A 23428-nucleotide genomic window follows, 5' to 3' on the forward strand; every position below is an offset into this window, starting at 1 on the left:
AAATTTGTCTTTTTAAAAGATTGCTTCTCAAGTTAATTGTTATTCGTGTGAAATTCATTAAACCCGTTTAATAAAAGTTTTAAACGTATTTTAAGAAGGTAAAAACTTCTGTAGACTTATTAGCGAAAGGATCTAGGTAATTTAAAGGAAGATTATCGATTAAATCTCTTAATTTTAACCTTAACCAACCAAATTCCATTTACCATCATGGATAATATTTCTAATGCCATTTTAGCTTTATCGTTAATTATTATCATGTTCGGTATGGGTTTGTCACTAGGTCTACGTGACTTTGCTGCTGTTTTTACGCGACCCAAGGCCATTCTGTTAGGTCTTTTATGCCAATTAATACTATTGCCTTTAATTGGGTTTACTTTAATATCGGTCTTTACATTACAGTCTGATATTGCTATAGGTGTAATTATTCTTGCAGCCTGCCCTGGCGGACCAACCTCTAATTTGATAACACATTTGGCCAATGGTGATACGGCACTTTCAGTTTCGTTAACTGCAGCTTGTAGTTTTATTACGCTATTAACCATACCTTTTGTAATTAATTTAGGCCTACAGCATGTATTGGGTGCTGGCACCCTAATACAATTAGATATAGTACAGACCATTTTGCAAGTTTTTGTTATTGTGATAGTGCCAGTTACTTTAGGAATGATCTTAAACCACTATCGCCCTAATTTTTCTTCAAGAATGCAAAAACCATTGAAAAGAGCTTCTGGTATTTTCTTTGTGGTAGTATTATTAGCTGTAATAATCAAAGAACGTGACTTGTTGTTTTCTAGTTTAGAAGAGGCTGGACTTGTATCATTATTACTTAATATAATTACCATGGCCGTTGGATATGGCTTAGGATATCTTTTTAAACTTTCGTTAAAGCAACGTATCTCTATAACAATTGAAGGTGGAATTCAAAATGGAACTTTAGGTATCACAATTGCAACCATTTTATTAAGTAACACGGCCTATGCTGTGGCTCCTGCAGTTTATGGTGTACTCATGTTTATAACAGCCGGACTATTTATTTACTGGAGCAATTTGCAATTGAGTAGGCAAATAAAAGAATAAAGAAGTCCGAGTAGAGTAGGAAATCAGATTCTCGAAGTTAATCTATTTTTGAACTTGAACTTGAACTTGAACTTGAACTTGAACTTGAACTTAACTCATCCCTTACCCAATCTTTTTCTAAGCTTAGATAAGCCTACAGGGGTAAGCCCTAAGTAAGATGCAATTAAGTATTGTGGTACTCGCTGCAATAAATCTGGGCGTTTGTTCAAAATGCGTAAATACCGCTCTTCATTGCTGCGATTGTTTAGGCGATCTACTCTATTAAAGGTTTTAAGAAATGCTTCTTGCATAGATAGTCTTCCAAAGCGCTCTAATTGATGTGATTTTTGAAACGATTTTTCGGCAAGCTCTTTTTTGACAGCAAAAACGGTAGTATCCTCTGTGGCTTCTAAATAACAATTTGATTTGGTTTCTTTTACATAAGCAATCAGGTCTGTGAAAAAAACATCATCGGTGTAGAATTCTAGCACCTTAATTTCGCCTTCTTTTATTTTGTAAAAACTGATACACCCTTTTTCCATGTAATAAAAATGGTCAACGAGGTTGCCAGGAGAAACCAAACGCTCCCCTTTTTTTAAATGGATAATTTGATAAAAATCAAGAGCATATTTTAAAGGGGCGTCATCAACATGAGTGTATGATAAGACCTTGTTTTTTATGTTTTTAAAAATAGTTGTTTGTGTAGAGGTTTTCAAAAAAATGAGAATTAATTCATTTTAAATATAGCTAATTAGGAAGGTTTTTTAGGGTCTTTAAAACAAAAAAGCCAGCATTTTAATGCTGGCTTTCTCTTATTGGTACTCGAGGCGGGACTTGAACCCGCACGGGCTAATGCCCACAGGATTTTAAGTCCGGCGTGTCTACCAATTCCACCACTCGAGCGTGTCTGCCAAAGGCAAGACAGGACTTAAATAAAAAAACGCTGCTCTGCAGCGTTCTTTTGAGCGAAAAACGGGACTTGAACCCGCGACCTCCACCTTGGCAAGGTGATGCTCTACCAGCTGAGCTATTTTCGCATTTTAATGAACATAGCGCTTTTCTTAAGCGCGGATGCAAATTTAATATATTTCTTTAAATCTAAAAGAATTTTTCAATGAAAAGATTTACTATTTTGAAGTTATCATAAAACAATAATTAAGAACTCGCCTTCTTCTTTTTGCTTAACAAACGTTTGATTTCGTTTAATTTCATCAAGGCTTCTACTGGTGTCAGGGTATCAATGTCTAAATGCAAAATTTCTTCTTTGATTTCTTCTAATAAAGGATCATCAAGGTTGAAAAAACTTAATTGCATCTCATCTTGATTGGTTTGTAACTTATCAGTTATTTCATTACTCGAATGCGACTTTTCTAACTTCTTAAGCATTTTACTTGCTTTTTGAACTACTTGTTGTGGCATTCCAGCCATTTTTGCCACATGAATACCAAAGCTATGTTCACTACCACCAGCTACTAGTTTTCGTAAAAAAAGAACATTATCCTTAAGCTCTTTTACAGAAACATTATAGTTTTTAATACGACCAAATGTATTGGTCATTTCATTAAGTTCATGATAATGTGTAGCGAATAATGTTTTCGCTTTTGAAGGGTGTTCGTGTAAATATTCAGATATAGCCCAGGCTATTGAAATACCATCATAAGTTGATGTACCTCTTCCAATTTCATCTAACAAGACCAAACTACGTTCTGATAGGTTGTTCAAAATAGAGGCGGTTTCGTTCATTTCAACCATAAATGTTGATTCGCCCATTGAAATATTGTCACTAGCGCCAACCCGAGTAAAAATTTTATCCACCACACCAATTGATGCTGAAGTTGCTGGTACAAAACTTCCCATTTGTGCTAAAAGTACAATGAGCGCAGTTTGCCTTAAAATAGCAGATTTACCACTCATATTGGGTCCAGTAATCATAATAAATTGTTGTGTTTCACGGTTTAGTAAAACATCATTGGTAATATAACTTTCACCCAAAGGAAGTTGTTTTTCGATAACTGGATGACGGCCATCTTTTATTTCTAATGAGGTGGAATCATTCATCTCTGGTTGCACATAATGGTTGTCTTTGGCAAGTTGTGAGAAACCACATAAACAATCTAATTGGGCTATTAATTGTGCGTTTTGTTGAACTTCCTCTATATGAGCTTGCATCCAAACCAGTAATTGCTCAAACAATTGTTGTTCTAAACTGAAAATACGCTCTTCAGCTCCTAAAATTTTAGCTTCATATTCTTTTAGTTCTTCTGTAATATAACGTTCAGCATTTACTAAGGTTTGTTTGCGAATCCAGTTTTCAGGCACTTTGTCTTTATGACTATTACGCACTTCAATATAATAACCGAATACATTGTTAGAAGCTATTTTTAAAGAGGTAATTCCAGTGGCCTCCGTTTCACGTTGCAGCATTTTATCTAGGTAGTCTTTACCAGAAAATGCTAGGCCTCTGAGTTCATCCAATTCATCAGAATATCCTTGAGCAATAGCACTACCTTTTGCAATATTGATTGGAGCTTCCTCATTTAACATTTCTTTTATCTTCGAACGCAGGGAATCACAAGAAAAAAGTTGCTGACCAATAGTTTTCAAAGCGGTATTAGAACTTTCCATAGCTATTTGTTTAACTGGTACAACAGCTTCTAAAGAGTTCTTAAGTTGAATTACTTCTCGTGGATTTATTTTACCGGTTGCAACTTTTGATATGAGGCGTTCTAAATCGCCCATTTGCTTAATCCATTGTTGCAATTTTTGCAATTGTGTTTCTTCTTGTTTTAAAAAAGAAACTACTTGATGACGGTCCTGAATTTTTTCTTTATTCTTCAGAGGTAAGGCCAACCATCGTTTTAACAAACGACCACCCATTGGTGAAATAGTTTTGTCAATAACTTGAAGCAAGGTTACAGCATTCAGATTGGTTGATTGGTATAATTCTAAATTTCGAATGGTAAAACGGTCCATCCATATATATTCTTCTTCAGCAATACGATGTAAGGCATTGATGTGCTGTAATTGCCGATGTTGCGTTTCAGATAAATAATGTAAAATAGCACCTGAGGCAATAATGCCGTGCTGTAAATGCTGAACTCCAAAACCTTGTAGTGTTTTTGTCTTAAAATGATTGGTCAAACTTTCATTGGCATAGTCTTCTTGAAAAATCCAATCCTCTAGAAAAAAAGAATGTAAATGAGTTCCAAAACCTTCTAAAAACTCTTTTTTATGAGCTTTTGAAATTAGTATTTCATTAGGGCTGAAATTTTGCAGTAATTTATCAACTTGTTCTGCTGCCCCTTCAGAAGTTAAAAACTCTCCCGTTGAAATGTCTAAAAAAGATACCCCCAGTTTATTTCTACCAAAATGAACAGCAGCCAAAAAATTGTTGCTCTTCGCATTTAAAATATCATCATTTAGTGCCACGCCAGGCGTTACCAATTCCGTAACACCTCGTTTTACTATACTTTTTGTTTGTTTAGGGTCTTCTAATTGGTCACATATCGCGACTCGTAGCCCTGCTTTTACTAATTTGGGTAAATAAGTATTCAAGGAATGATGCGGGAAACCCGCAAGCTCTGTTTTATCACCACCATTATTTCTGTGAGTTAAAACAATGCCTAAAATTTCTGCAGCCCGAACGGCGTCATCACCAAAAGTTTCATAAAAATCACCAACCCTAAAAAGTAACAAAGCATCAGGATGTTTAGTCTTGATAGTATTGTATTGTTGCATTAAAGGGGTGACCTTTTTTGGTTTTGATGCTTTGCTCAAATCGAAAAGTTTAATTTTGCCTAAAATAACAACTAGCTCTTGGATCTTTAACTATTGTTGATATTTCTAAGCTAAAAGTGGATAAATATATGCGTAAGCTTGCTAATAGCGAATTAGACCGATTAGATATAGATGGTTTTAAAGAGGCTGAGAAAAGTCCTTTGATTATCATTCTTGATAATATTAGAAGCTTGAATAATATTGGTTCGGTTTTTAGAACTGCGGACGCCTTTTTAATTCAGAAGATTTATTTATGCGGTATAACTGCCAAACCACCTCATAAAGATATCCGTCGCACTGCATTGGGAGCCACTGATAGTGTCGCATGGGAATACAAGGAGAACACGCTTGAATTGGTAAACGAATTGAAAGCTAAAAAGGTTGAAGTACTTTCCATTGAACAGGCTGAAAATGCTTGTAAGTTAAATAGTTTTGAAACTGATAAGAAAAAGACCTATGCCTTAGTTTTTGGTAATGAGATAAAAGGAGTATCCCAAGATGTGGTATCTGCAAGTTCTGAAGTGATTGAAATACCGCAATTTGGAACAAAACACTCCTTAAATATTTCAGTAAGTGCTGGAGTGGTGATTTGGGATTTTTGGTCTAAGCTTAACGCTTAAAACAAAAAAACCCCTGACTTGCATCAGGGGCATAACATATAGTTTGAGTTAGTTAGTTTCCGTTTAACGGGCTGCTAATAAATAAAAACCTTTTGTTATATCCAAATATTTTCTAAAAATTATCAGAATGTAGTACTTCAATTAATTTGGATTCTATAGAGTTTAAAATGTACTCATAATCATTCCTATTGGTAACAAAGTCTAAACTATCTAAATCAATTAAGAGTGTTGTTTGTTGAGGATGACTTTTAATAAAATCTAAATATCCGCGATTGATTTTATCAAGGTATTCTGCTGTTATGCCCTGTTCGTAGTCGCGTCCGCGCTTTTTGATATTTTCTAAAAGTCGTTCAGTGCCTTGATATAAATAGATGTAGATATCAGGTTTTCTAACTTCTTTATACATAAAATTGAAAACCTTTTTATAAAGTTCAAACTCTTCTTTTTGCAAGGTGACTTTTGCAAAAATTAATGATTTGAAAATATCATAATCGCTAACCATAAAGTTCTTAAACAAGTCAAATTGAGAGGTGTCATCTGTAAATTGTTGGTAACGATCAGCCAAAAAGGACATTTCTAAAGGGAAAGCAAAACGTGATTGGTCCTCATAAAACTTCGGTAAAAACGGGTTTTCTGCAAACCTTTCTAAAACCAATTTAGCATTGTATTCCTCTGCAATCATTTTGGTTAATGTAGTTTTTCCAGCGCCGATATTTCCTTCAATTGACAAGAATTGTAGTTGACTAAAAAGGTTTTTTCTTGAATTATGTAAAGTAAAAGTAGTTTTTGTTAGGTTGCTTTCATCTTTACATTCTTGCAATAAATTTCTAGTGTCTTTTTTTAAAGTAGGATGATAAAATTGAGGGGCAATATCTGCAAGTGGTTTTAGCACAAAATTCCGCTCAGTCATTCTTGGATGAGGTATTACAAGATTTTCCGTATCAATAACCTTTTTACTGACATACAAAATATCTAAATCGATAACTCTAGAAGTGTAGGTTCCGTCTGAGCTGCGTTCTCGACCAAAATCATTTTCAATTTGAGTAATTAACTGTAATAATTTTTCTGCTGATAAATTCGTGCGCACCGAAAAACAAGCATTCAAAAAATCGGCACCTTGAAAACCAATAGCGGGGTTTTCGTAAACTGCAGATACTTTTTCAACAACCGAATCATCAGTATTTAATCTAAATATGGCCTTTTGAATATTCAAAAAACGATTGCCAAGATTACTACCGATAGAGAGGTATGTTGTATTGTCTTTGCTCATGATTATGTGAACAAAGTAAGTAAAACAAAGTGACAATAGTTATCTTTGAGGGTTTATAAAATTATTGAAATGAAGTTTCTAAGAAATCTACTGGCAGCCATTTTGGGTTGTCTTATTGCTTTCGGAATTATGTTTATGATGTTTTTCATTTTTGCAGCTTTAGTGGGTAGTTCTAATGACGGTGTCAAAATAAAATCAAATAGTATTTTAGAATTGAGTTTTTCTGAACCCATAAGTGATTATTTAGGCAAGAACTCTGATGACCCTTTTGGAGCATTGTTTGAAGAAGGGCAAGGTCTAGATGAAATATTACATGCTATTGCCATTGCCAAAAATGATAGTAAGATAAAAGGTATTAGTATGAATACTAGCTTTTTACAAGCTGGTTTCGCACAAACGCAGGAAATAAGAAGAGCTCTAGAGGATTTTAAAGCAGCTGGAAAGTTTGTGTATTCTTATTCTGATTTCTACACCCAAAAAGACTATTATCTAGCAAGTGTTGCTGATGCAATGTATTTGAACCCTCAGGGAATACTAGATTTCAAAGGCTTGGCTTCAGAGGTGCTTTATTATAAGTCATTGCAAGAAAAGTCAGGAGTGAAAATGGAGGTTATACGCCATGGAAAATATAAAAGTGCCGTTGAGCCTTTTCTTTCAGATACGATGAGCGATGAAAATCGTTCACAAATTAAGGAGTTGATAACCTCAATTTGGACCAGTATGTTGGAAGATATTTCTGAAACAAGAGAAATAGACATCAAAAGTTTAAATACTATTGCAGACACTTTGGGTGGGCGTATGCCAAAGTATGCTGTAGCTTCAGGATTAATAGATGGAACATTTTACTTTGATGAATATGAAAGTATGCTCCGCGAACAATCAGGAATAGATGCTGATGCTAAACTCAATTATGTTTCTCTAGAAGATTATTCAACTATAGCGAATACAAAATCAATACGTTCAGGAACAGATAAAATTGCTGTGATTTTTGCTCAGGGTGAAATTTTGTACGGTGAAGGTGGAAAAGACTATTTAGGTCAAGGAGTTATAAATAGGGCTTTAAAAAAAGCAAGAGACAACGATAATATAAAAGCAATTGTATTACGAGTAGATTCACCTGGTGGTAGCGCTTTGGTGTCTGATATTATTTGGAGAGAGATTGAGCTGACAAAAGAGAAGAAACCTGTTGTGGTTTCTTTCGGTAATGTGGCTGCTTCAGGTGGATATTATATTGCTGCTGGAGCAGATAAGATTTTTGCTGAACCTACTACGATAACAGGTTCTATTGGTGTTTTTGGAACAGTCCCTAACATGACCGAACTAGCAGATAATATTGGTATTAACGCAGAACAAGTGGGAACAAACGCGAATTCTGTTGATTATTCACTTTTTGAACCAATGACTGATAGTTTTAGAAATCAGATATTAGAAGGTATTGAAAATACGTATGATATCTTTTTAGAACGTGTTGCCGCTGGAAGAGGTATGACTGTTGAAGACGTTAATGAAATTGCCCAAGGTCGTGTTTGGAGTGGGGTCGATGCTAAAAGTTTGGGCTTAGTTGATGAAATTGGAAATTTAGACGATGCAATTGAAGCTGCCGCTAAAATGGTAGAGTTGGAGAATTTTGGAATTAGAAAATACCCAAAATACAAATCTGATTTTGAGCGACTGATGGATGATTTAGGTAGTGCTAAGGCCAGTATTGGAGAAGCTTTTGTAAAAGAAGAATTGGGTAACGAGCTTTACCAATCTTTGAAAGAAATTAAAGAGATGTCGAAACAAAGAGATATTCAAGCTCGAATGCCATATACCTTAAATATTAAGTAGATAAATGACGCAAAAGGACAAAAGATTTGCGTTTCAGATTTATCTTTATTTAGGCGCACTTTTCATTACATCATTAGTTGTTTCTAACTTGATTTTTCAAAAGTTTTTTTATTGGAAACCTTTTGGAGATGTTGAATTGTTTGGCGCATCTTTATTTGAAATATCTGTCGGTATTTTACCTTATCCTATTACCTTTTTAATTACAGATTTGATTTCTGAAATTTTCGGAAAGAGAAAAGCGAATCAAGTTGTCATTGCTGGTATTTTTGCTTCATTCTTCTCTCTTGTTATTGTTTATACGGCTGCAGCTGTGCCTGCAACGGATTGGTCGCCGGTAACAAACAATATGTTTTCAGATGTTTTTGGTAATACGATAGTAGCAGTTTTTGCCTCGATGATGGCATATTTATTAGCCCAATTTGTTGATATTCAGATTTATCATTTCTGGAAACGATTAACAAAAGGAAAATATTTATGGCTACGAAATAACTTTTCAACTTTTTCATCACAGTTTATTGATACCTTCACAGTGGTACTTTTATTATGTTCTTTTGGTGAAATTCCTTGGGAACTTTTCTACGGATTAGTCATTAGTGGGTTTGTCTTTAAAATATTTATTGCGCTGCTCGACACCCCTTTACTCTATTTCTTCGTATATCTATTGCGGAAAAGATTTAACCTAAAGTTAGGGGAAGAAATCATGCTTGATTGATGACTTTTTTCTAAACTAGGGTTCTAAAGTAGTAGTATGAAGAAAAAGCTTTTAAAAATAGGCGGGATAACCCTTTTGATTTTAGTTGGATTATTGATTGCGATACCTATGTTTTTAGAGGGTAAAATTACCGATATTATCAAGAATAAGGTAAACCAGAGCATTAATGCGACACTCGATTTTGAAGATGCAAATCTTAGCCTAATCAAAAGTTTTCCTGATGCCTATTTAGATTTAAAGGGCATTTCTTTAATAAACAAAGCTCCGTTTGAGGGTGATACGTTATTCACAGCCAGGGATTTAGCTTTAGAAATGTCGATTAAAGAATTATTCAAAAGTGCTGAAGAACCCATTTTCATTAAGAACATCACTCTTGACAATGCAAAACTTCACATAAAAGTAGATCAAGATGATAATGCGAATTATGATATAGCCTTAACTTCTGAGGGTCCCCAAGATGAACAGTTGGATGAGATTAGTGGCGGTTTTAATTTAGAACTTCAATATTATAGTCTAACCAATTCTGAAATCATTTATAATGATTTTTCTACAGGGATGCACCTGGTCGTTTCAGAAATGAATCACTTTGGTTCTGGTGATTTGTCTTTAGACAATTCTGAACTACAAACAAGAACAGATGCCATGGTATCTTTTGAAATGGATAGTACAACATACTTAAACAACAATACAGTTGCACTAGATGCTCTTATTGGAGTAAATCTTCAAGAAAATAAATATACTTTTTTAGAGAATAAAGCATTAATAAATCAATTGGTCTTAATATTTGATGGTTATGTAAAAGTTAATGAGGAAAATCAAGAAGTGGATATAACATTCAAAACTCCTTCTTCAGAATTTAAAAATTTCTTAGCCATTATTCCTCAAGCATATGCCAATAATATTGAAGATGTAACAACAACAGGTAATTTTGAAGTTAATGGTGAATTTAAAGGGGTAGTTGATGAGGAACATATTCCAACATTTGAAATCAAAATAAACTCTGACAACGCTTCATTTAAATATTCTGATTTACCTAAGGCCGTGAAGAATGTATTTATTGATACAGAAATCAATAATGAAACCGGAATTACTGCAGATACTTATATAAATATCAACCGGTTGTCGTTTCAAATTGATGAAGATAAATTTAACCTAAATGCTAAGGTGAAAGATGTGTTGGGTAATACAAAAGTCAATGCTCATGCAGATGGTAAAATGAATTTAGATAATATTTCAAAGGCTTACCCTTTGCCTAGTGATTTTAATTTATCAGGATTGTTAAGTGCAGATATGACTACTGTATTTGATATGGCTTCTATTGAAAATAAGCAATACGAGAACACCAAAACAAGTGGTCAATTGAGTTTAACAAATTTTAAATACAGCTCGCAAGAATTAAAGAATCCGGTTGCCATAAATAATGCATCGGTCACATTTAATGCTAAAACAGTAACATTGAATTCTTTTGACGGTAAAACAGGTCAAACTGATTTTAAAGCCAATGGAACAATTAATAATTTATTAGGTTTTCTATTTAATGACGAAAACGTAGAGGGTATTTTTAAATTACAATCGGATACTTTTAACATGAGCGATTTTATGGTGGAAGAACCCGAATTTGAAGATTCGAGTAAAAAAGAAGAAAGACCAACTGAACGCATCAAAATCCCTTCATTTTTAGATGCTACCATAGATGCTACTGCTTTAAATGTTATTTATGATAATTTAAATTTAAAAAATGTTTCGGGCCAATTGCTTATTAAAGATGAGAGAGCGACCATTCAAAACTTGAATTCAAATTTGTTCGATGGTAAACTAAACATGAATGGTTTTGTATCAACAAAAGGCCCTATTTCTACTTTTGATATGGCTTTAGAAATGGATGGTTTTAAAATAAGTGAGTCTTTCAAGGCATTAGATTTATTCAAAGTGCTCGCTCCCGTTGCAGAAGCCTTACAGGGTAAATTGAATTCTACTGTAAAACTTTCAGGAAATTTAAAAGATGATATGACCCCTAATTTGGCAACATTAACTGGAGATTTGTTAGGTGAGCTTTTGGCCACAAAGGTGACTACAAAAGATGCTCCGGTTTTGAATGCTTTAAACAATAGTTTCACTTTTATAGATTTGGACGCCCTCAACGTAAATGATTTAAAAACAGCGATATCTTTTGAAAACGGAACTGTAAAGGTGAAACCGTTTGCGGTGAACTATAAAGATGTAGCTATAAAAATTGACGGTAGTCATACGTTTGATAAGCAACTGCAATACAAGGCTGTCTTAGATGTGCCTTCAAAATACTTAGGTGAAGACGTGAATAGCTTGATTGCAAAATTAAATGATTCAAGCTTAGACGGTTTGACAATTCCGGTTACGGCTAATATTGTAGGTAATTATACCAGTCCGAATGTTACCAGCGACTTCAAGTCTGGAGTTACTGATTTGACCAAACGTTTAGTTGATATTCAAAAACAAAAGTTGCTTAACCAAGGTAAAGAAAAAGCAAAAGATCTTTTAGGTGGATTATTGGGTAGTAAAAAAGATTCTACCAAAATAGACTCAACCAAGAATTCAACTTCTGATGTTTTAGGAGGGTTTTTGGGAAATAAAAAGAAAGACTCGGTAAAAACAGATTCAACCCAAAATAATGATGCAGTTAAAGATGCAGCATCATCTATTTTAGGAGGATTGTTAGGTAAAAAGAAGAAAAAGGATACCGTGAATTAAGTGTTAACCTCATTATTAGGTTAAGTTCTTGGTCTGAAATGCTTTTGAGGTCACGGAATGCCTTCTTTATAACCTAAAGGGGACAATATTGTATCTTTACTTTAAACAAGGATGAATGCGGATAAGAGCTGAAATTTCAAATAAATACATTGTTGAAGAAGACCATAACATTGCCAAACTTGCAAACGCTTTGGCCCATCCATTACGTGTGGCGTTAGTGCGTTACCTTCTTAACAAGAACAGTGGAAAAGGAGTAGACAATATTACTTGTAATAAAGATTTAGTGGAAATGTTTGATTATTCGCAGTCAACAATATCACAGCACTTAAAAATCTTGAAAGATGCCGAATTAGTGATTACAGAGAGCAAGGATAAGTATAGTCATTATTATATCAATACGGAGCTCTTAAGTTTTTTTACAGAATCGCTTAATTCTAAAATCATTCAAGAATAGTTTAAAATTATAATTTTTTAGACTCAGTTGTTTTATTTAAATTCGTATATCGCTTATAAACGATATATTAAATTTTTTGTAAATGAAAAAAATCATATTATTCTTCGTTCTAATTCAAACTTCGCTGTGTGTTTCTCAAGAATTACATCAGCTAGAGCCCGCGTCGCATCACTATGCATCTTTAAAAGCTTTAAGTGCACTCCCAAATGAAAAAAGAGCAGAATTAGATAGTATGCGTTTTCCGGAGTCAAGCTATAATCCTGTCGCTTTGTTGTATACAATGGCATCCCCAATTTATTTAACTGATAACCAGGTTGATGGGTTAAAAAACTTACTTAAATTCCCGGCCAACAGTTCTGAACAAACTCAAGCAGAACTTAATTTTCTTTTGGAATGGCAAAAAAAGCGAACTAAAGAACAAGAGTATAGAACTTCAAAAGTTTTGGCACCAATTGGGTATTGGCCACATATTGATGTCATGAAAGACCATAAAAGTTATGAAGCTAATATTGATGATTTGCTTTTTGAAGGCCGAGAAGTAATGGGGGCGAAGGTTACACATAAAAACTACCCTGCAACAACAAAATTGCTAAAAGGAATTACTAATGACATGCGTTTAATGGAGTTTACCATAAAATATCATTTGTTGCGCCCTAGGCCATATGAATTAGAACCAAAATTAGAGCCTTTACAAATAATGGGTTCTCCCTCTTTTGCAAGTGGGCATACTTTATGGGCTTATCTGCATGCTTTTACCTGGAGCGAATTAATTCCTTCAAAACGAGCTGCTTTTTTAGCGTTGGCTTATGAAATCGGAGAATCTCGTGAGATTATGGGCATACATTATCCAAGCGACGATGAAGCATCACGTATATTGGCCCATGCTATGTTAACGAAAATGTGGTCAAATACAGATTTTGCGTCTGATTTAAAAGCCGCACAATTGGAGTGGCGACAATAGTATTTATGTTAAATGAATGGATATATTTATTATTTCAATGCACTGTAAACCAGCTTCTCGAGCTTACCATCAATTTCTTGGTTATAAGGAGACTGTAATACTTGTCTCAATTGAATTACTATTAGTTCATTTTTTGGGTCTATCCAAAAGGTTGTACTAAAAGCCCCGCCCCAGCTATATGTGCCGTCAGGTCTAGAAGATTCATCCTGAGCCACATGAAAACCAAAGCCAAAACTGCCAGAACCCCAGGGGTAGGTAATCGTATCCAATTGGTTTTTATGCATTTCTTGAGCAGTTTCGGATTTTAGAATTTCAGCAGTACCTAATGTTCCATCGTTAAGCATAGCTTGACAAAACAAAAAGTAATCTCTTGCGGTCCCTGTCATTCCGCTACCACCTGATAAATAAGTTTTGGCCCCTTCAGTTGGATAATTCGGAATATAAAAAGGACCCATGTTTTGTGGTGCTTGCATTATTTTACCATCAGGCCCGGTTAAAAATACCTTAGAAAGTTTAGGTGTAAGTGAATCATTAAAGTAGAAATCAAGCTTTTCAATACCTATAGGTTTGGTAATGTTTTCACGGATGTACTTATCTAAAGGCATTCCTGATGCCACTTCAACCACACGGCCTAGAATGTCCGTATTAAGACCGTACATCCATTGTGCGCCGGGCTCATGAACCAGTGGCAAATCACCCATTTTATCGGCAGTTTCTTCAATAGTTATAGGTAAGTGAGTGCTTAAATCTGGAATACCATGTTTGGCAAGTATAGCCCCGTTTATTGGTGGGTTCATAAATCCGTAAGGTACTCCAGCTGTTTGAGTTAACAGCTGGCGTAAGGTTGGTATACTGGTAGAAGTACTACTTGTCCATGTAGTATCTGATGAATTAAAATCTTCTAAAACTTCGGTATCCATAAACGATGGAATGTATTTTCCAACTGGGTCGTCTAGTTTTAATTTACCTGTTTCCATCAGTTGCATAGCAGCAACTGATACTATGGGTTTGGTCATTGATGCCATTCTGAATAAATGATCTTTTCTATAGGCTTCTGTTTTGGTTGAATCTGACCAACCTACTTCTGATTCATAAATAATTTTACCGTTTTTAGCAATTAAAGTAACAGCTCCCGGGTATTTCTCGGCTTCGACAAATTCCATGACCATTTCGTCAATTTGTGCTAAACTATCCAAAGACATGCCTACCTCTGCAGGTGTGGCAAATTGATATTTTTCTACTTCAATAACTTCTTTTGCTTTTTCTCGACATGAAGTAAAAAAAATAGTCATTAGTACTATGGTAAATAAGAAAATTGATTTCATATGTTTAAAGTTGATTTTTAGTTGATATTAATACCTACAAAATAACCCTCACTGCCACGAACGTTAAAAACGGTATTGTCTTCAAAAATGAGATATTGGCCTTTAATCCCCTTTAGTACTCCTTCAAAAGAAGGAGTTTTATCCAAATTCAAACTTTTTACTTTTTCAGGGTATTGTAATACTGGAAATTCTAAATTGGTTTCTGTATTTGAAGTGATAAAGTACTCCATAACTTCATCAGGAATATGGCTTTTTAGCTTTTCCCGCCATTCCACCAAGTTGACATCTTCAATATCATTTTGTAACATTTTACGCCAGTTCGTTTTATCACCGACATAGTTTTTTAAGGCTACTTCAGTAATACCGGCTAAATATCTATTAGGCACTTCAACAATTTCTATTGCTTCGTGAGCCCCTTGGTCAATCCAACGAGTAGGAACTTGAGCTTTTCTTGTAACCCCCACCTTTACATTGCTAGAATTCGCCAAATAAACAATATGAGGTTGTAACTGAACTTTTTTCTCATATTCTAAATCACGATCTTCTTTGTTTAAATGTGCAGTACTTAATTCCGGTTTCATAATCCAATCGCCAGCTGATGGACTTTCAAAAAAACAATTTTGGCAAAAACCTTGGCGATAAATTTTGCGGTCTCGACCACAGCTTAAACATTCAAATTTGATAAATTCAAGCTTAAGTTTTTTATTTAAGACTTGATTAAAGTTAATAAAGTCGTTTTTAAAAACTAAAAAATACTGAATAGGACTACCCAATTCGGTACGCATTTTTCGCAAAACACCTTCGTATAACATATTGTGTACTTTCTTAATAATGAATTTGTATTTTAGCTTATAGCCTTACGACCTAAATATACCTAAAATGGCAATACCTTTATTTAATTCTATTGCTTCTTGGCTGCTTAAAAAACGGTACCATCAAATTGAGTTGTTCTTAAAATATCCATTAGATGTTCAAAAAGAAGTTCTTACGCAATTGGTCGCTTTTGCAGATAGCACCGCAATAGGCAAGGAGTATGGCTTTGAATCTATTAAATCGTATGAAGAATTTGCACAAAGAGTCCCCATTCAAAACTATGAAACCTTAGCACCAACTATTGAACGCACACGCAAAGGAGAACAGAATATTTTTTGGCCGACACCGATTAAATGGTTTGCTAAGAGCAGTGGCACTACAAATGCCAAGAGTAAATTTATTCCAGTAAGTTCAGAAGCTCTTGAAGATTGTCACTACAAGTCAGGAAAAGATTTATTATGCCTGTATTTAAATAACAATGAGAATTCTCAACTATTTACGGGTAAAAGTCTTCGCTTGGGTGGGAGTAAAGAATTGTATGAGGATAATGGGACATTCTTCGGTGATTTATCGGCAATTCTTATTGATAATATGCCGCTCTGGGCTGAGTATAGCAGTACCCCAAGTAGTAAAGTGTCTTTAATGAGTGAGTGGGAGTCTAAGCTAGAGGCTATAATTGAAGAAAGTATTAAAGAGAATGTTACTAGTTTGGCGGGTGTACCCTCTTGGATGTTGGTACTGCTGAACAATGTTATTGAAAAAACGGGTAAGAACCATCTTTTTGAAATTTGGGAAAATCTTGAAGTCTATTTTCATGGAGGAGTGAGTTTTGCTCCGTATCGAGAGCAATACAAGAAATTGTTACCCCGGAAACGTTTTAATTACTACGAAACTTATAATGCTTCAGAAGGTTTTTTTGCTATTCAAGATAGGAATAACTCCGAAGATTTGCTATTAATGTTAGATTACGGAATTTTCTATGAGTTTATTCCCATGAACCTGTATGGTTTAGAAGAGGAGAGTGCCATTCCACTTTGGGAAGTAAAAGTTAGAGTAAACTATGCCATAATTATAACTACAAATGCAGGACTTTGGCGCTATAAAATTGGTGATACAGTTCGCTTTACATCTTTAAACCCATATAGAGTTAGAATAACAGGTAGAACAAAACATCATATTAATGCTTTTGGTGAAGAGTTAATAATTGAAAATGCAGAAGAGGCTCTAAAACAAGTATGTTTAAAGACAGGTGCAGAAATTAAAGAATATACAGCTGCTCCTATATTTATGGTGAATAATGAGAAAGGAGCTCACGAATGGATTATTGAATTCAGAAAGCACCCAGAGAATTTGGGTTACTTCACCGAAGTCTTGGATAATGCTTTAAAATCTTTAAACTCAGATTATGAGGCTAAACGTTACAATAACATTACACTTCGAATGCCTAAGGTACATATTGCTAGAGAAAATCTTTTTTACGATTGGTTAAAGACAAAAAATAAGCTTGGAGGTCAACATAAGATACCACGATTGTCAAATGAAAGGGCTTACGTTGAAGAGTTATTACAAATGTCGATTCTTTCTACACATTTATAGTTACGTTTCTAATCTTTTCAGGTTTTGAGTCTTAACTATTTTACGAAAACGTTTTCGTAAAATTTTACCACTCATCGAACAAAAACGGAAATTGGACCAATAAATATTGATTTCTGTCGTTTTAGTCTGAAGTTTGGTCTCGATAGTTCCCGAATCTTATAAAATAAATTAAACCAAACAAAATTAAAGTTATGGCAGAAAAATTACTCGTTATCTCAGACATGTGGGGAGTTAAGAAGGGTCTTTGGATTACTTCTTACTTCGGATATTTACAACAGTACTATGATATTCAATTTTATGACTGCCAACAATTAGGTAACATTGATGAGTTAGTTAATACCAAAGAAAATTTACACAGAGCATTTGTTGAAGGAGGTATTGATACTGCTGTTGCCCATCTTTTAAAGAAGGAAAAAGAGCCGTGTCATGTACTAGCATTTAGTACTGGCGGAACTATTGCATGGAAAGCAGGACTTAAAGGTTTTCCTATGAAGTCACTAACGGCTGTTTCTGCAACAAGAATTCGTTTAGAGAATGAAAGCCCTAACTGCGACATTAATTTAGTTTACGGCGAATGTGATGACTTTAAACCTGGAATGATTTGGGCTAAACAAGTAGGGGTAGACTTGAATATTACACCTAGTTTTGGACATGAACTTTATTCAGATGAAAAAATCATCGCTGAAGTTTGTAAAAACCTTTTGAAAAAGGTAATGTATAAAGAAAAGGTTGTTTCAGTAGAAAAACAATATAAAAAAGGGGCTTAATCAAGCCCCTTTGATTTTTTCCTTTGATTTTTTTGAGAGTTAAGAAACTGCTTTTAGTTTCTTAATAGTTTCGTAAGATAGCTTTTCTTCCGCGTAAGCTTTAGTTACTTTGAATTCTTTTTCATCGCTACTCGGTAAAGTGAACATGGCATCAGTAAAAACAGCTTCGCATAAAGAGCGAAGTCCTCTTGCACCAAGTTTATATTCTACAGCCTTATCAACAATATAATTTAAGGCCTGTTCGGTAATACTAAATGAAATATCATCCATACCAAACAATTTTTCATATTGCTTGATGATAGCATTTTTAGGTTCTGTAAGTATTGCTCTTAAAGTCTTCTTATCTAACGGATTCATATGTGTTAGAACAGGAAGTCTGCCAATGATTTCAGGTATTAAGCCAAAATCTTTTAAATCTTTAGGAATAATGTACTGTAAGATATTCTCATTATCAAGTTGATCCTCGGCTTTTGACGCACTATAACCAACAGCCTGCATATTCAACCTTTTGGTAATCATACGTTCAATACCATCAAAAGCTCCGCCAGCTACAAAAAGGATGTTTTCTGTATTTACTTCAATAAATTTTTGATCAGGATGTTTTCTACCTCCTTTTGGCGGTACATTCACCACAGTACCCTCAAGTAATTTTAGAAGTCCCTGTTGTACTCCTTCACCAGAAACATCTCTTGTGATTGAAGGATTATCACTCTTGCGAGCGATTTTATCAATCTCATCAATAAATACGATACCTCGCTCTGCTTTTTCAAGATTATAATCCGCGGCTTGCAATAGTCTTGTAAGTATACTTTCAACGTCTTCACCAACATAACCAGCTTCGGTTAAAACAGTTGCGTCAACTATAGCCAAAGGTACGTTCAACATTCGAGCAATAGTCTTGGCCATTAAGGTTTTACCTGTTCCGGTTTGACCAACCATGATGATATTACTCTTTTGAATTTCAATTTCATCATCTTTACTCTTAGACTGCAATAACCTCTTATAATGATTATATACAGCGACTGAAAGCACTTTTTTTGTACGTTCTTGCCCAATTATAAAAGTGTCAAGAAAATCTTTTATTTCAAGAGGTTTCTTTAAAACCAACTCAGAAGATAGGTCATTGCTCTTTGATTGCTTCGATTCTTCTGCAACAATGCTATGAGCTTGCTCAATACATCTATCACAGATGTGAGCATCTAAACCAGCTATTAAAAGATTGGTTTCTGGTTTTTTTCTACCACAAAATGAACATTCTAAATTTTCCTTTGCCATCCCAACATTTAAAGTTCTTCTTCATCTAAACGGAAAAAATCAGTTTTTGGTTTGTTTTACCTGGTGACTTTCTAGTTCCGTGTAATACTTTGTACGAAATTATTAACGCTCCCTTACTAAAATTTCGTCAATCATTCCATATTTCTTTGCTTCTTCTGCCTTCATCCAGTAATCTCTATCGCTATCTTCGTATACTTTGTCATAGGTTTGTTCTGAATGATTAGCAATAATGGTATAAAGTTCTTCTTTTAGCTTTAATATTTCTTTTGCAGTAATCTCAATATCACTTGCTTGTCCTTGGGCTCCGCCCATTGGCTGGTGAATCATAACTCTAGAGTGGGTTAAGCCACTACGCTTTCCTTTTTCACCTGCACATAAGAGTACAGCACCCATTGATGCTGCCATGCCAGTGCAAATTGTTGCTACATCAGGTTTAATGAATTGCATGGTGTCATAAATACCTAAACCAGCATAAACACTTCCTCCAGGTGAATTAATATAAATTGAGATATCCTTGTTGGCATCAGTGCTTTCTAAAAAAAGTAATTGCGCTTGAACTATATTGGCGACCTGGTCATTAATACCAGTGCCTAGAAAAATAATCCTATCCATCATTAATCTAGAGAAAACATCAAATACTGCAATGTTCATTTGACGTTCTTCAATAATATTTGGAGTCAAATTAACAGGGTACATACTACTTACAATTTTGTCGTAATACATACTGTTTATTCCTTGATGCTTTGTAGCGTAATCTTTAAATTCTTTTCCGTAATCCATAGAATTTCTCGCTTGATTTTTTAAACAAAAACGGTTCTGAAACGCGAAATTTCAGAACCGTAAATATACATATTATTTAGAACGTTTATCCGTATACCTCTTTCACAAAGTTCTCATAACTGATTTCTTTGGTTTTAAGGTTTGCTTTCTCTTTGAACAACGTCAATAGTTTTTGACTCATTAATTGCTCTGATAATCGCTTTACTTCATCTTGATTGCCCATTACTCGAGTTGCAATGTTCTCAAGCTCCTCTTCTTGTGGGTCTAAATGACCATACTGTGCCATTTGAGATTTAATAAAACCTTTTGCGAATTCTTTTAATTCATCAAACTGTACTGATAAATTATTCTCATCTAAAATCTTACTTTCAATTAACTGATAACGTAAGCCCTTTTCAGATTTTTCATACTCTTCTTTGGCTTGGTCATCAGTAAGTGGGTTTTCACCACTCACTTGAATCCACTTTCTTAAAAAGTCAGCTGGAAGTTCAAATTTTGTTTCAGTAATAAGTTTTTCAGTTATATCGTTCAAAAGCTTTTGATCAGCTTGTTGTTCAAATTGTTTTTCAGAATCCTCCTTGATTTTTTCTTTCAATTCTTTTTCTGAGCTTACTTCATCTTTACCAAAAAGTTTGTCGAATAACTCTTGATTTAGTTCGGCAGCTTCTCTTTCATTGATTTCGTCAATGGTAAATTCTACATCAATCGCTAATTTTTCAGCTTTTTCACGGTCGATACCTAGAGCAGCAGATAATAAATAATCTTCTTTAAATAACCCCTTAGTTTTTAAAGAAACTGTTTCACCGGCTTTTTTACCTATAAGCGTATCTAATGCTTTTTTGTTTTTTACTTTATCAAGCTCAAGGGTAGTTTTATGTTCAATTTCTTCTGCTTCGTTTTTGAAAGTACCGTTGACCTCATTGTTTTTCTCTACCTCAGTTTTTGAAATAATTTTACCGTATTGTTTTTGAATACGTTCAACCTGTTCATCGACCATTTTTTTGTCGGCTACTATTTTGTATTGAGTAACAGCTTTCTTGGTCTTTAATTTTACTTCAAAAGCCGGCGCTAAACCTAATTCAAATTCAAAGTCTAATTCATCAGCATCCCAATTAAAACCATCTTGTTGTTTTGGTAGTGGGTTGCCTAAAACATCTAATTTTTCTTCAGTAAGATATTTGTTCAAATTGTCTTGAAGTAATTTGTTTACTTCGTCTACCAAAACGGCTTTTCCGTATTGTTTTTTGATAAGTCCCATTGGTACTTGCCCTTTTCTAAATCCCGGAATATTGGCTTGCTTCCTATAGTCTTTTAAAATTGTGTCAACCTTTTCTTGATAGTCATCTTTTGTGATAGCTACCTTTACAACTGCATTAAGGTCATCAATCTGTTCTTTTGTAATATTCATCTATGCTTTGATTTGCTTTTCTCGAAATGGGTGGCAAAAATACTATAATTTATTTTCTACAACAAGTTTTTAATTAGTTGTAAATCAATTAAAAACTTACTTTTTTTTGTCACTTTTTAACAATGAAAATAAAATAGATTGTAGAAAAGAAAGTAAGAAACTAAATGCTAGGGCCCACCAAATGTTTGCCACTCCAAATCCTGTAATAAAATAGTCAGCTAAAAGTATTATAATTCCATTAATAAATAACAGAAAAATACCGAAGGTGACAATAGTTACGGGTAGTGTCAAGATTATTAAAATTGGTTTAACCAAAAAGTTTAATAAACTAAGTACAATAGCTACAATTATGGCAGTGATGTAAGTGTCTACAGTGATGCCTGGTAAAATATTTGATAATAGAATTACTGCTAAAGCACTTAATAGAATTCTTAAAATAAATTTCATGAGTTTGTATTTAATAGAAAAGGCATCGCAAAAACGATGCCTTTTCTATTAATTATGTCAAAAATTCTTAATCGATATAAAGGCCAGTGAAATTTATTGGATTAACACCTGGTAGATTTGAGCCATATTTGGCGTTAATAGCTTCAATATGAGCATTTGCCAAAATGGCATAACCTCTTGGGGATGGGTGAACACCATCTAAAGAAAAACCACCACCTGTTCCGAATGTTGTTGTAACAAGGCTACCATCAGATAAAGGAAATCCACTATCTCTTATGCCATTAAACAAAGTATTTGCATCTACAAAGGCGATATCATATTGTGTGGCCAATGATTCAATAACTTGATTAAAAGCGGCAAGTGCTGTATTAGCTGTAGCTTGCTCTTCAGGCGTTAAAACCCACTGGTCAGATAAAGGAACAGCAACTCCGTTTATTGAAGTTGGATCTGCTGGATTAGCGAGAGTGCCAATAAATGAACTTGAAGTTAATACAAGTAAGTCATCAGCCGTAGTTTGACGCATGTTTATAAGAGCAGGATTAAATGCTGTTAAATCAGTCAAATCTTCATCAATAATTACTGCAGCATTAGTGGCTCCTGCTGCAAAAGATATGGTTCTTTGGGCTAGTTCCTCTGCTGTGATTAAACCTAAAGCTTGAATTTGTGCTAAACCTCCGTTATAGGCGGCATAAGCACCATTTACTAATTCTGCCGTTGCCGCATCTAATGGAATTGGGTTGTAAGGTACCGTGGTTAAAAATGGGATACTAGTTACATCAGGTAAATTTGCAATAACGCCTTTTGCACCATTAGCAGTCATTGTTTGTAGAATTCCGTTAATAGAACCAGCTACAACATTTACGTCTGAAATATCGCTGCCTCCATAAGTTGAAGGGTCTAAGTTTCCAGTTTGATCTGTACCAGCGCCTCCAGAAGCTACATAGCCCAGTATATCATTATTACCAATCCAGAGCGAGAAAAAACTAGGGTTTTGAGCTGCGGCATCAGCTAAAACAGTTGTATTAGGGCTTGAAGCGAATCGTGCAAAATATGGATTTGCCGCTCCAATAGGTACTCCGGCTAAATTACCATAACCAGGTGCTAATAAGTGGTAGCTTTTTGCTCCAGGCACGCCCATGTTGTTGAACGAACCGGAAAGTACATTCGAAATTTCTGTTGAACCTTGTCCTTCAACCGCAATTGGAAGGGGTGATCCAGTTGCAAAAGAGAGAATAAGTCTATTGCCTAAAATTGGTTGTCCACCTAAGGTAGCGCCACCTAAATTATCAGCCATCAAAGGAATATTGAATGTTCCTCCTCCCGCTAAAGCAAAATTACTAGCTAACATATTAGGATAAGAATTCTCTTGACCGTCAATGAAAAGTGCATTATCTGAAAATCCTGCTGTTAATGAATTACCCAAGGAAACATAATTAGAAAAATCTGCCGAACCACTAGTGTAAACTACTGGTTCAGGGGTCATAGTCATTTCTTCAGGTACTGTGTCGTCATCAGAGCATGAAATAAATAACAGCCCTAAAAATCCTGCAAAAGAGAGGAACTTTTTCATAGAGAAAATATTTGCGTTAGTTTAAGTTATTGTTAATACA

Annotated in this window: 19 protein-coding genes and 2 tRNA genes; 9 read left to right on the plus strand and 12 right to left on the minus strand. The window is 34.6% G+C overall.

The annotated features are described in order from the left end of the window. Positions 1 to 207 precede the first annotated feature (207 nt). Entirely contained in the window at positions 208 to 1077 is an 870-nt protein-coding gene (locus RM542_RS05400; RefSeq protein ID WP_311384693.1) for a bile acid:sodium symporter family protein, read from the plus strand. Between the two features lie 95 nt (positions 1078 to 1172). Here the strand turns inward: RM542_RS05400 and RM542_RS05405 are convergent, their stop codons facing one another. The 4 genes from RM542_RS05405 to mutS all read right to left on the minus strand — a co-directional run bounded on the left by RM542_RS05405 (position 1173) and on the right by mutS (position 4794). Further along, positions 1173 to 1772, minus strand: coding sequence for a Crp/Fnr family transcriptional regulator (locus tag RM542_RS05405; protein WP_311384694.1), 600 nt, complete (start codon positions 1770 to 1772; stop codon positions 1173 to 1175). A 100-nt stretch (positions 1773 to 1872) separates the two neighbouring features. Then, positions 1873 to 1959: transfer RNA gene (locus RM542_RS05410), tRNA-Leu, on the minus strand. A gap of 61 nt (positions 1960 to 2020) precedes the next feature. Further along, positions 2021 to 2093: transfer RNA gene (locus RM542_RS05415), tRNA-Gly, on the minus strand. Between the two features lie 118 nt (positions 2094 to 2211). After that, positions 2212 to 4794 (minus strand): DNA mismatch repair protein MutS, encoded by a 2583-nt coding sequence (mutS, locus tag RM542_RS05420; RefSeq protein ID WP_311384897.1) that lies wholly within the window; start codon positions 4792 to 4794, stop codon positions 2212 to 2214. Positions 4795 to 4922: 128 nt separating this feature from the next. On the opposite strand from mutS, the gene RM542_RS05425 reads away from it, so the two are divergent. Then, a complete protein-coding gene (locus RM542_RS05425) occupies positions 4923 to 5453 on the plus strand; it encodes an RNA methyltransferase (RefSeq protein WP_311384695.1) in 531 nt (176 codons plus the stop codon). A 112-nt stretch (positions 5454 to 5565) separates the two neighbouring features. On the opposite strand, the gene folK is transcribed toward RM542_RS05425, so the two are convergent. Beyond that, complete coding sequence (folK, locus tag RM542_RS05430) at positions 5566 to 6723, minus strand: 2-amino-4-hydroxy-6-hydroxymethyldihydropteridine diphosphokinase (RefSeq protein WP_311384696.1); 1158 nt, start codon at positions 6721 to 6723, stop codon at positions 5566 to 5568. Positions 6724 to 6792: 69 nt separating this feature from the next. Here folK and sppA point away from each other — a divergent pair, with 69 nt between their 5' ends. The 5 genes from sppA to RM542_RS05455 all read left to right on the plus strand — a co-directional run bounded on the left by sppA (position 6793) and on the right by RM542_RS05455 (position 13407). Then, entirely contained in the window at positions 6793 to 8553 is a 1761-nt protein-coding gene (gene sppA, locus RM542_RS05435; RefSeq protein WP_311384697.1) for a signal peptide peptidase SppA, read from the plus strand. A gap of 4 nt (positions 8554 to 8557) precedes the next feature. Beyond that, positions 8558 to 9265, plus strand: a complete 708-nt coding sequence (locus RM542_RS05440) for a queuosine precursor transporter (RefSeq protein WP_311384698.1) — start codon at positions 8558 to 8560, stop codon at positions 9263 to 9265. 36 nt (positions 9266 to 9301) lie between these two features. Continuing rightward, complete coding sequence (locus RM542_RS05445; RefSeq protein WP_311384699.1) at positions 9302 to 11992, plus strand: AsmA-like C-terminal region-containing protein; 2691 nt, start codon at positions 9302 to 9304, stop codon at positions 11990 to 11992. A gap of 115 nt (positions 11993 to 12107) precedes the next feature. Then, the gene (locus RM542_RS05450) at positions 12108 to 12446 is read left to right on the plus strand and encodes a metalloregulator ArsR/SmtB family transcription factor (protein ID WP_311384700.1); all 339 of its coding nucleotides are present in this window, start codon (positions 12108 to 12110) and stop codon (positions 12444 to 12446) included. An 82-nt stretch (positions 12447 to 12528) separates the two neighbouring features. Further along, entirely contained in the window at positions 12529 to 13407 is an 879-nt protein-coding gene (locus RM542_RS05455) for a phosphatase PAP2 family protein (RefSeq protein WP_311384701.1), read from the plus strand. Positions 13408 to 13436: 29 nt separating this feature from the next. Here RM542_RS05455 and RM542_RS05460 read toward each other — a convergent pair whose 3' ends face one another. Both RM542_RS05460 and RM542_RS05465 read right to left on the minus strand, forming a co-directional pair. Then, positions 13437 to 14732, minus strand: coding sequence for a serine hydrolase domain-containing protein (locus tag RM542_RS05460; RefSeq protein ID WP_311384702.1), 1296 nt, complete (start codon positions 14730 to 14732; stop codon positions 13437 to 13439). 17 nt (positions 14733 to 14749) lie between these two features. Beyond that, the gene (locus RM542_RS05465) at positions 14750 to 15544 is read right to left on the minus strand and encodes a DUF2797 domain-containing protein (protein WP_311384703.1); all 795 of its coding nucleotides are present in this window, start codon (positions 15542 to 15544) and stop codon (positions 14750 to 14752) included. Positions 15545 to 15611: 67 nt separating this feature from the next. On the opposite strand from RM542_RS05465, the gene RM542_RS05470 reads away from it, so the two are divergent. Together RM542_RS05470 and RM542_RS05475 are read left to right on the plus strand one after the other, a co-directional pair. Beyond that, a complete protein-coding gene (locus RM542_RS05470) occupies positions 15612 to 17141 on the plus strand; it encodes a GH3 auxin-responsive promoter family protein (protein WP_311384704.1) in 1530 nt (509 codons plus the stop codon). A 191-nt stretch (positions 17142 to 17332) separates the two neighbouring features. Beyond that, the gene (locus tag RM542_RS05475; protein ID WP_311384705.1) at positions 17333 to 17908 is read left to right on the plus strand and encodes a hypothetical protein; all 576 of its coding nucleotides are present in this window, start codon (positions 17333 to 17335) and stop codon (positions 17906 to 17908) included. Between the two features lie 39 nt (positions 17909 to 17947). On the opposite strand, the gene clpX is transcribed toward RM542_RS05475, so the two are convergent. The 5 genes from clpX to RM542_RS05500 form a co-directional block, all read right to left on the minus strand. After that, positions 17948 to 19183: an ATP-dependent Clp protease ATP-binding subunit ClpX gene (gene clpX, locus RM542_RS05480; protein ID WP_311384706.1), complete on the minus strand. Its 1236-nt coding sequence runs from the start codon at positions 19181 to 19183 to the stop codon at positions 17948 to 17950. Between the two features lie 102 nt (positions 19184 to 19285). Further along, positions 19286 to 19963, minus strand: coding sequence for an ATP-dependent Clp endopeptidase proteolytic subunit ClpP (gene clpP, locus RM542_RS05485; protein ID WP_311384707.1), 678 nt, complete (start codon positions 19961 to 19963; stop codon positions 19286 to 19288). Between the two features lie 85 nt (positions 19964 to 20048). Continuing rightward, positions 20049 to 21371, minus strand: coding sequence for a trigger factor (gene tig / locus RM542_RS05490; RefSeq protein ID WP_311384708.1), 1323 nt, complete (start codon positions 21369 to 21371; stop codon positions 20049 to 20051). Between the two features lie 96 nt (positions 21372 to 21467). Continuing rightward, positions 21468 to 21818 (minus strand): phage holin family protein, encoded by a 351-nt coding sequence (locus RM542_RS05495; protein WP_311384709.1) that lies wholly within the window; start codon positions 21816 to 21818, stop codon positions 21468 to 21470. Positions 21819 to 21885: 67 nt separating this feature from the next. Continuing rightward, positions 21886 to 23388 carry an SGNH/GDSL hydrolase family protein gene (locus RM542_RS05500; RefSeq protein WP_311384710.1) on the minus strand — a complete coding sequence of 501 codons (1503 nt, stop codon included), beginning with the start codon at positions 23386 to 23388 and terminating at the stop codon, positions 21886 to 21888. Positions 23389 to 23428: the final 40 nt, after the last annotated feature.

This window comes from Croceitalea sp. P059 (genome assembly GCF_031846365.1).
Taxonomy (GTDB): Bacteria; Bacteroidota; Bacteroidia; order Flavobacteriales; family Flavobacteriaceae; genus Croceitalea; species Croceitalea vernalis.

Excerpts from the sequence above, each read along its gene's own strand:
- sppA (WP_311384697.1), top strand. The coding sequence starts at position 6,793 with ATGAAGTTTCTAAGAAATCTACTGGCAGCCATTTTGGGTTGTCTTATT.
- RM542_RS05400 (WP_311384693.1), top strand. The coding sequence starts at position 208 with ATGGATAATATTTCTAATGCCATTTTAGCTTTATCGTTAATTATTATC.
- clpP (WP_311384707.1), bottom strand. The coding sequence starts at position 19,963 with ATGGATTACGGAAAAGAATTTAAAGATTACGCTACAAAGCATCAAGGA.
- tig (WP_311384708.1), bottom strand. The coding sequence starts at position 21,371 with ATGAATATTACAAAAGAACAGATTGATGACCTTAATGCAGTTGTAAAG.
- RM542_RS05450 (WP_311384700.1), top strand. The coding sequence starts at position 12,108 with ATGCGGATAAGAGCTGAAATTTCAAATAAATACATTGTTGAAGAAGAC.
- RM542_RS05475 (WP_311384705.1), top strand. The coding sequence starts at position 17,333 with ATGGCAGAAAAATTACTCGTTATCTCAGACATGTGGGGAGTTAAGAAG.
- folK (WP_311384696.1), bottom strand. The coding sequence starts at position 6,723 with ATGAGCAAAGACAATACAACATACCTCTCTATCGGTAGTAATCTTGGC.
- RM542_RS05460 (WP_311384702.1), bottom strand. The coding sequence starts at position 14,732 with ATGAAATCAATTTTCTTATTTACCATAGTACTAATGACTATTTTTTTT.
- RM542_RS05470 (WP_311384704.1), top strand. The coding sequence starts at position 15,612 with ATGGCAATACCTTTATTTAATTCTATTGCTTCTTGGCTGCTTAAAAAA.
- RM542_RS05495 (WP_311384709.1), bottom strand. The coding sequence starts at position 21,818 with ATGAAATTTATTTTAAGAATTCTATTAAGTGCTTTAGCAGTAATTCTA.
- RM542_RS05455 (WP_311384701.1), top strand. The coding sequence starts at position 12,529 with ATGAAAAAAATCATATTATTCTTCGTTCTAATTCAAACTTCGCTGTGT.
- RM542_RS05445 (WP_311384699.1), top strand. The coding sequence starts at position 9,302 with ATGAAGAAAAAGCTTTTAAAAATAGGCGGGATAACCCTTTTGATTTTA.
- mutS (WP_311384897.1), bottom strand. The coding sequence starts at position 4,794 with ATGCAACAATACAATACTATCAAGACTAAACATCCTGATGCTTTGTTA.
- RM542_RS05425 (WP_311384695.1), top strand. The coding sequence starts at position 4,923 with ATGCGTAAGCTTGCTAATAGCGAATTAGACCGATTAGATATAGATGGT.
- RM542_RS05440 (WP_311384698.1), top strand. The coding sequence starts at position 8,558 with ATGACGCAAAAGGACAAAAGATTTGCGTTTCAGATTTATCTTTATTTA.
- RM542_RS05465 (WP_311384703.1), bottom strand. The coding sequence starts at position 15,544 with ATGTTATACGAAGGTGTTTTGCGAAAAATGCGTACCGAATTGGGTAGT.
- clpX (WP_311384706.1), bottom strand. The coding sequence starts at position 19,183 with ATGGCAAAGGAAAATTTAGAATGTTCATTTTGTGGTAGAAAAAAACCA.
- RM542_RS05500 (WP_311384710.1), bottom strand. The coding sequence starts at position 23,388 with ATGAAAAAGTTCCTCTCTTTTGCAGGATTTTTAGGGCTGTTATTTATT.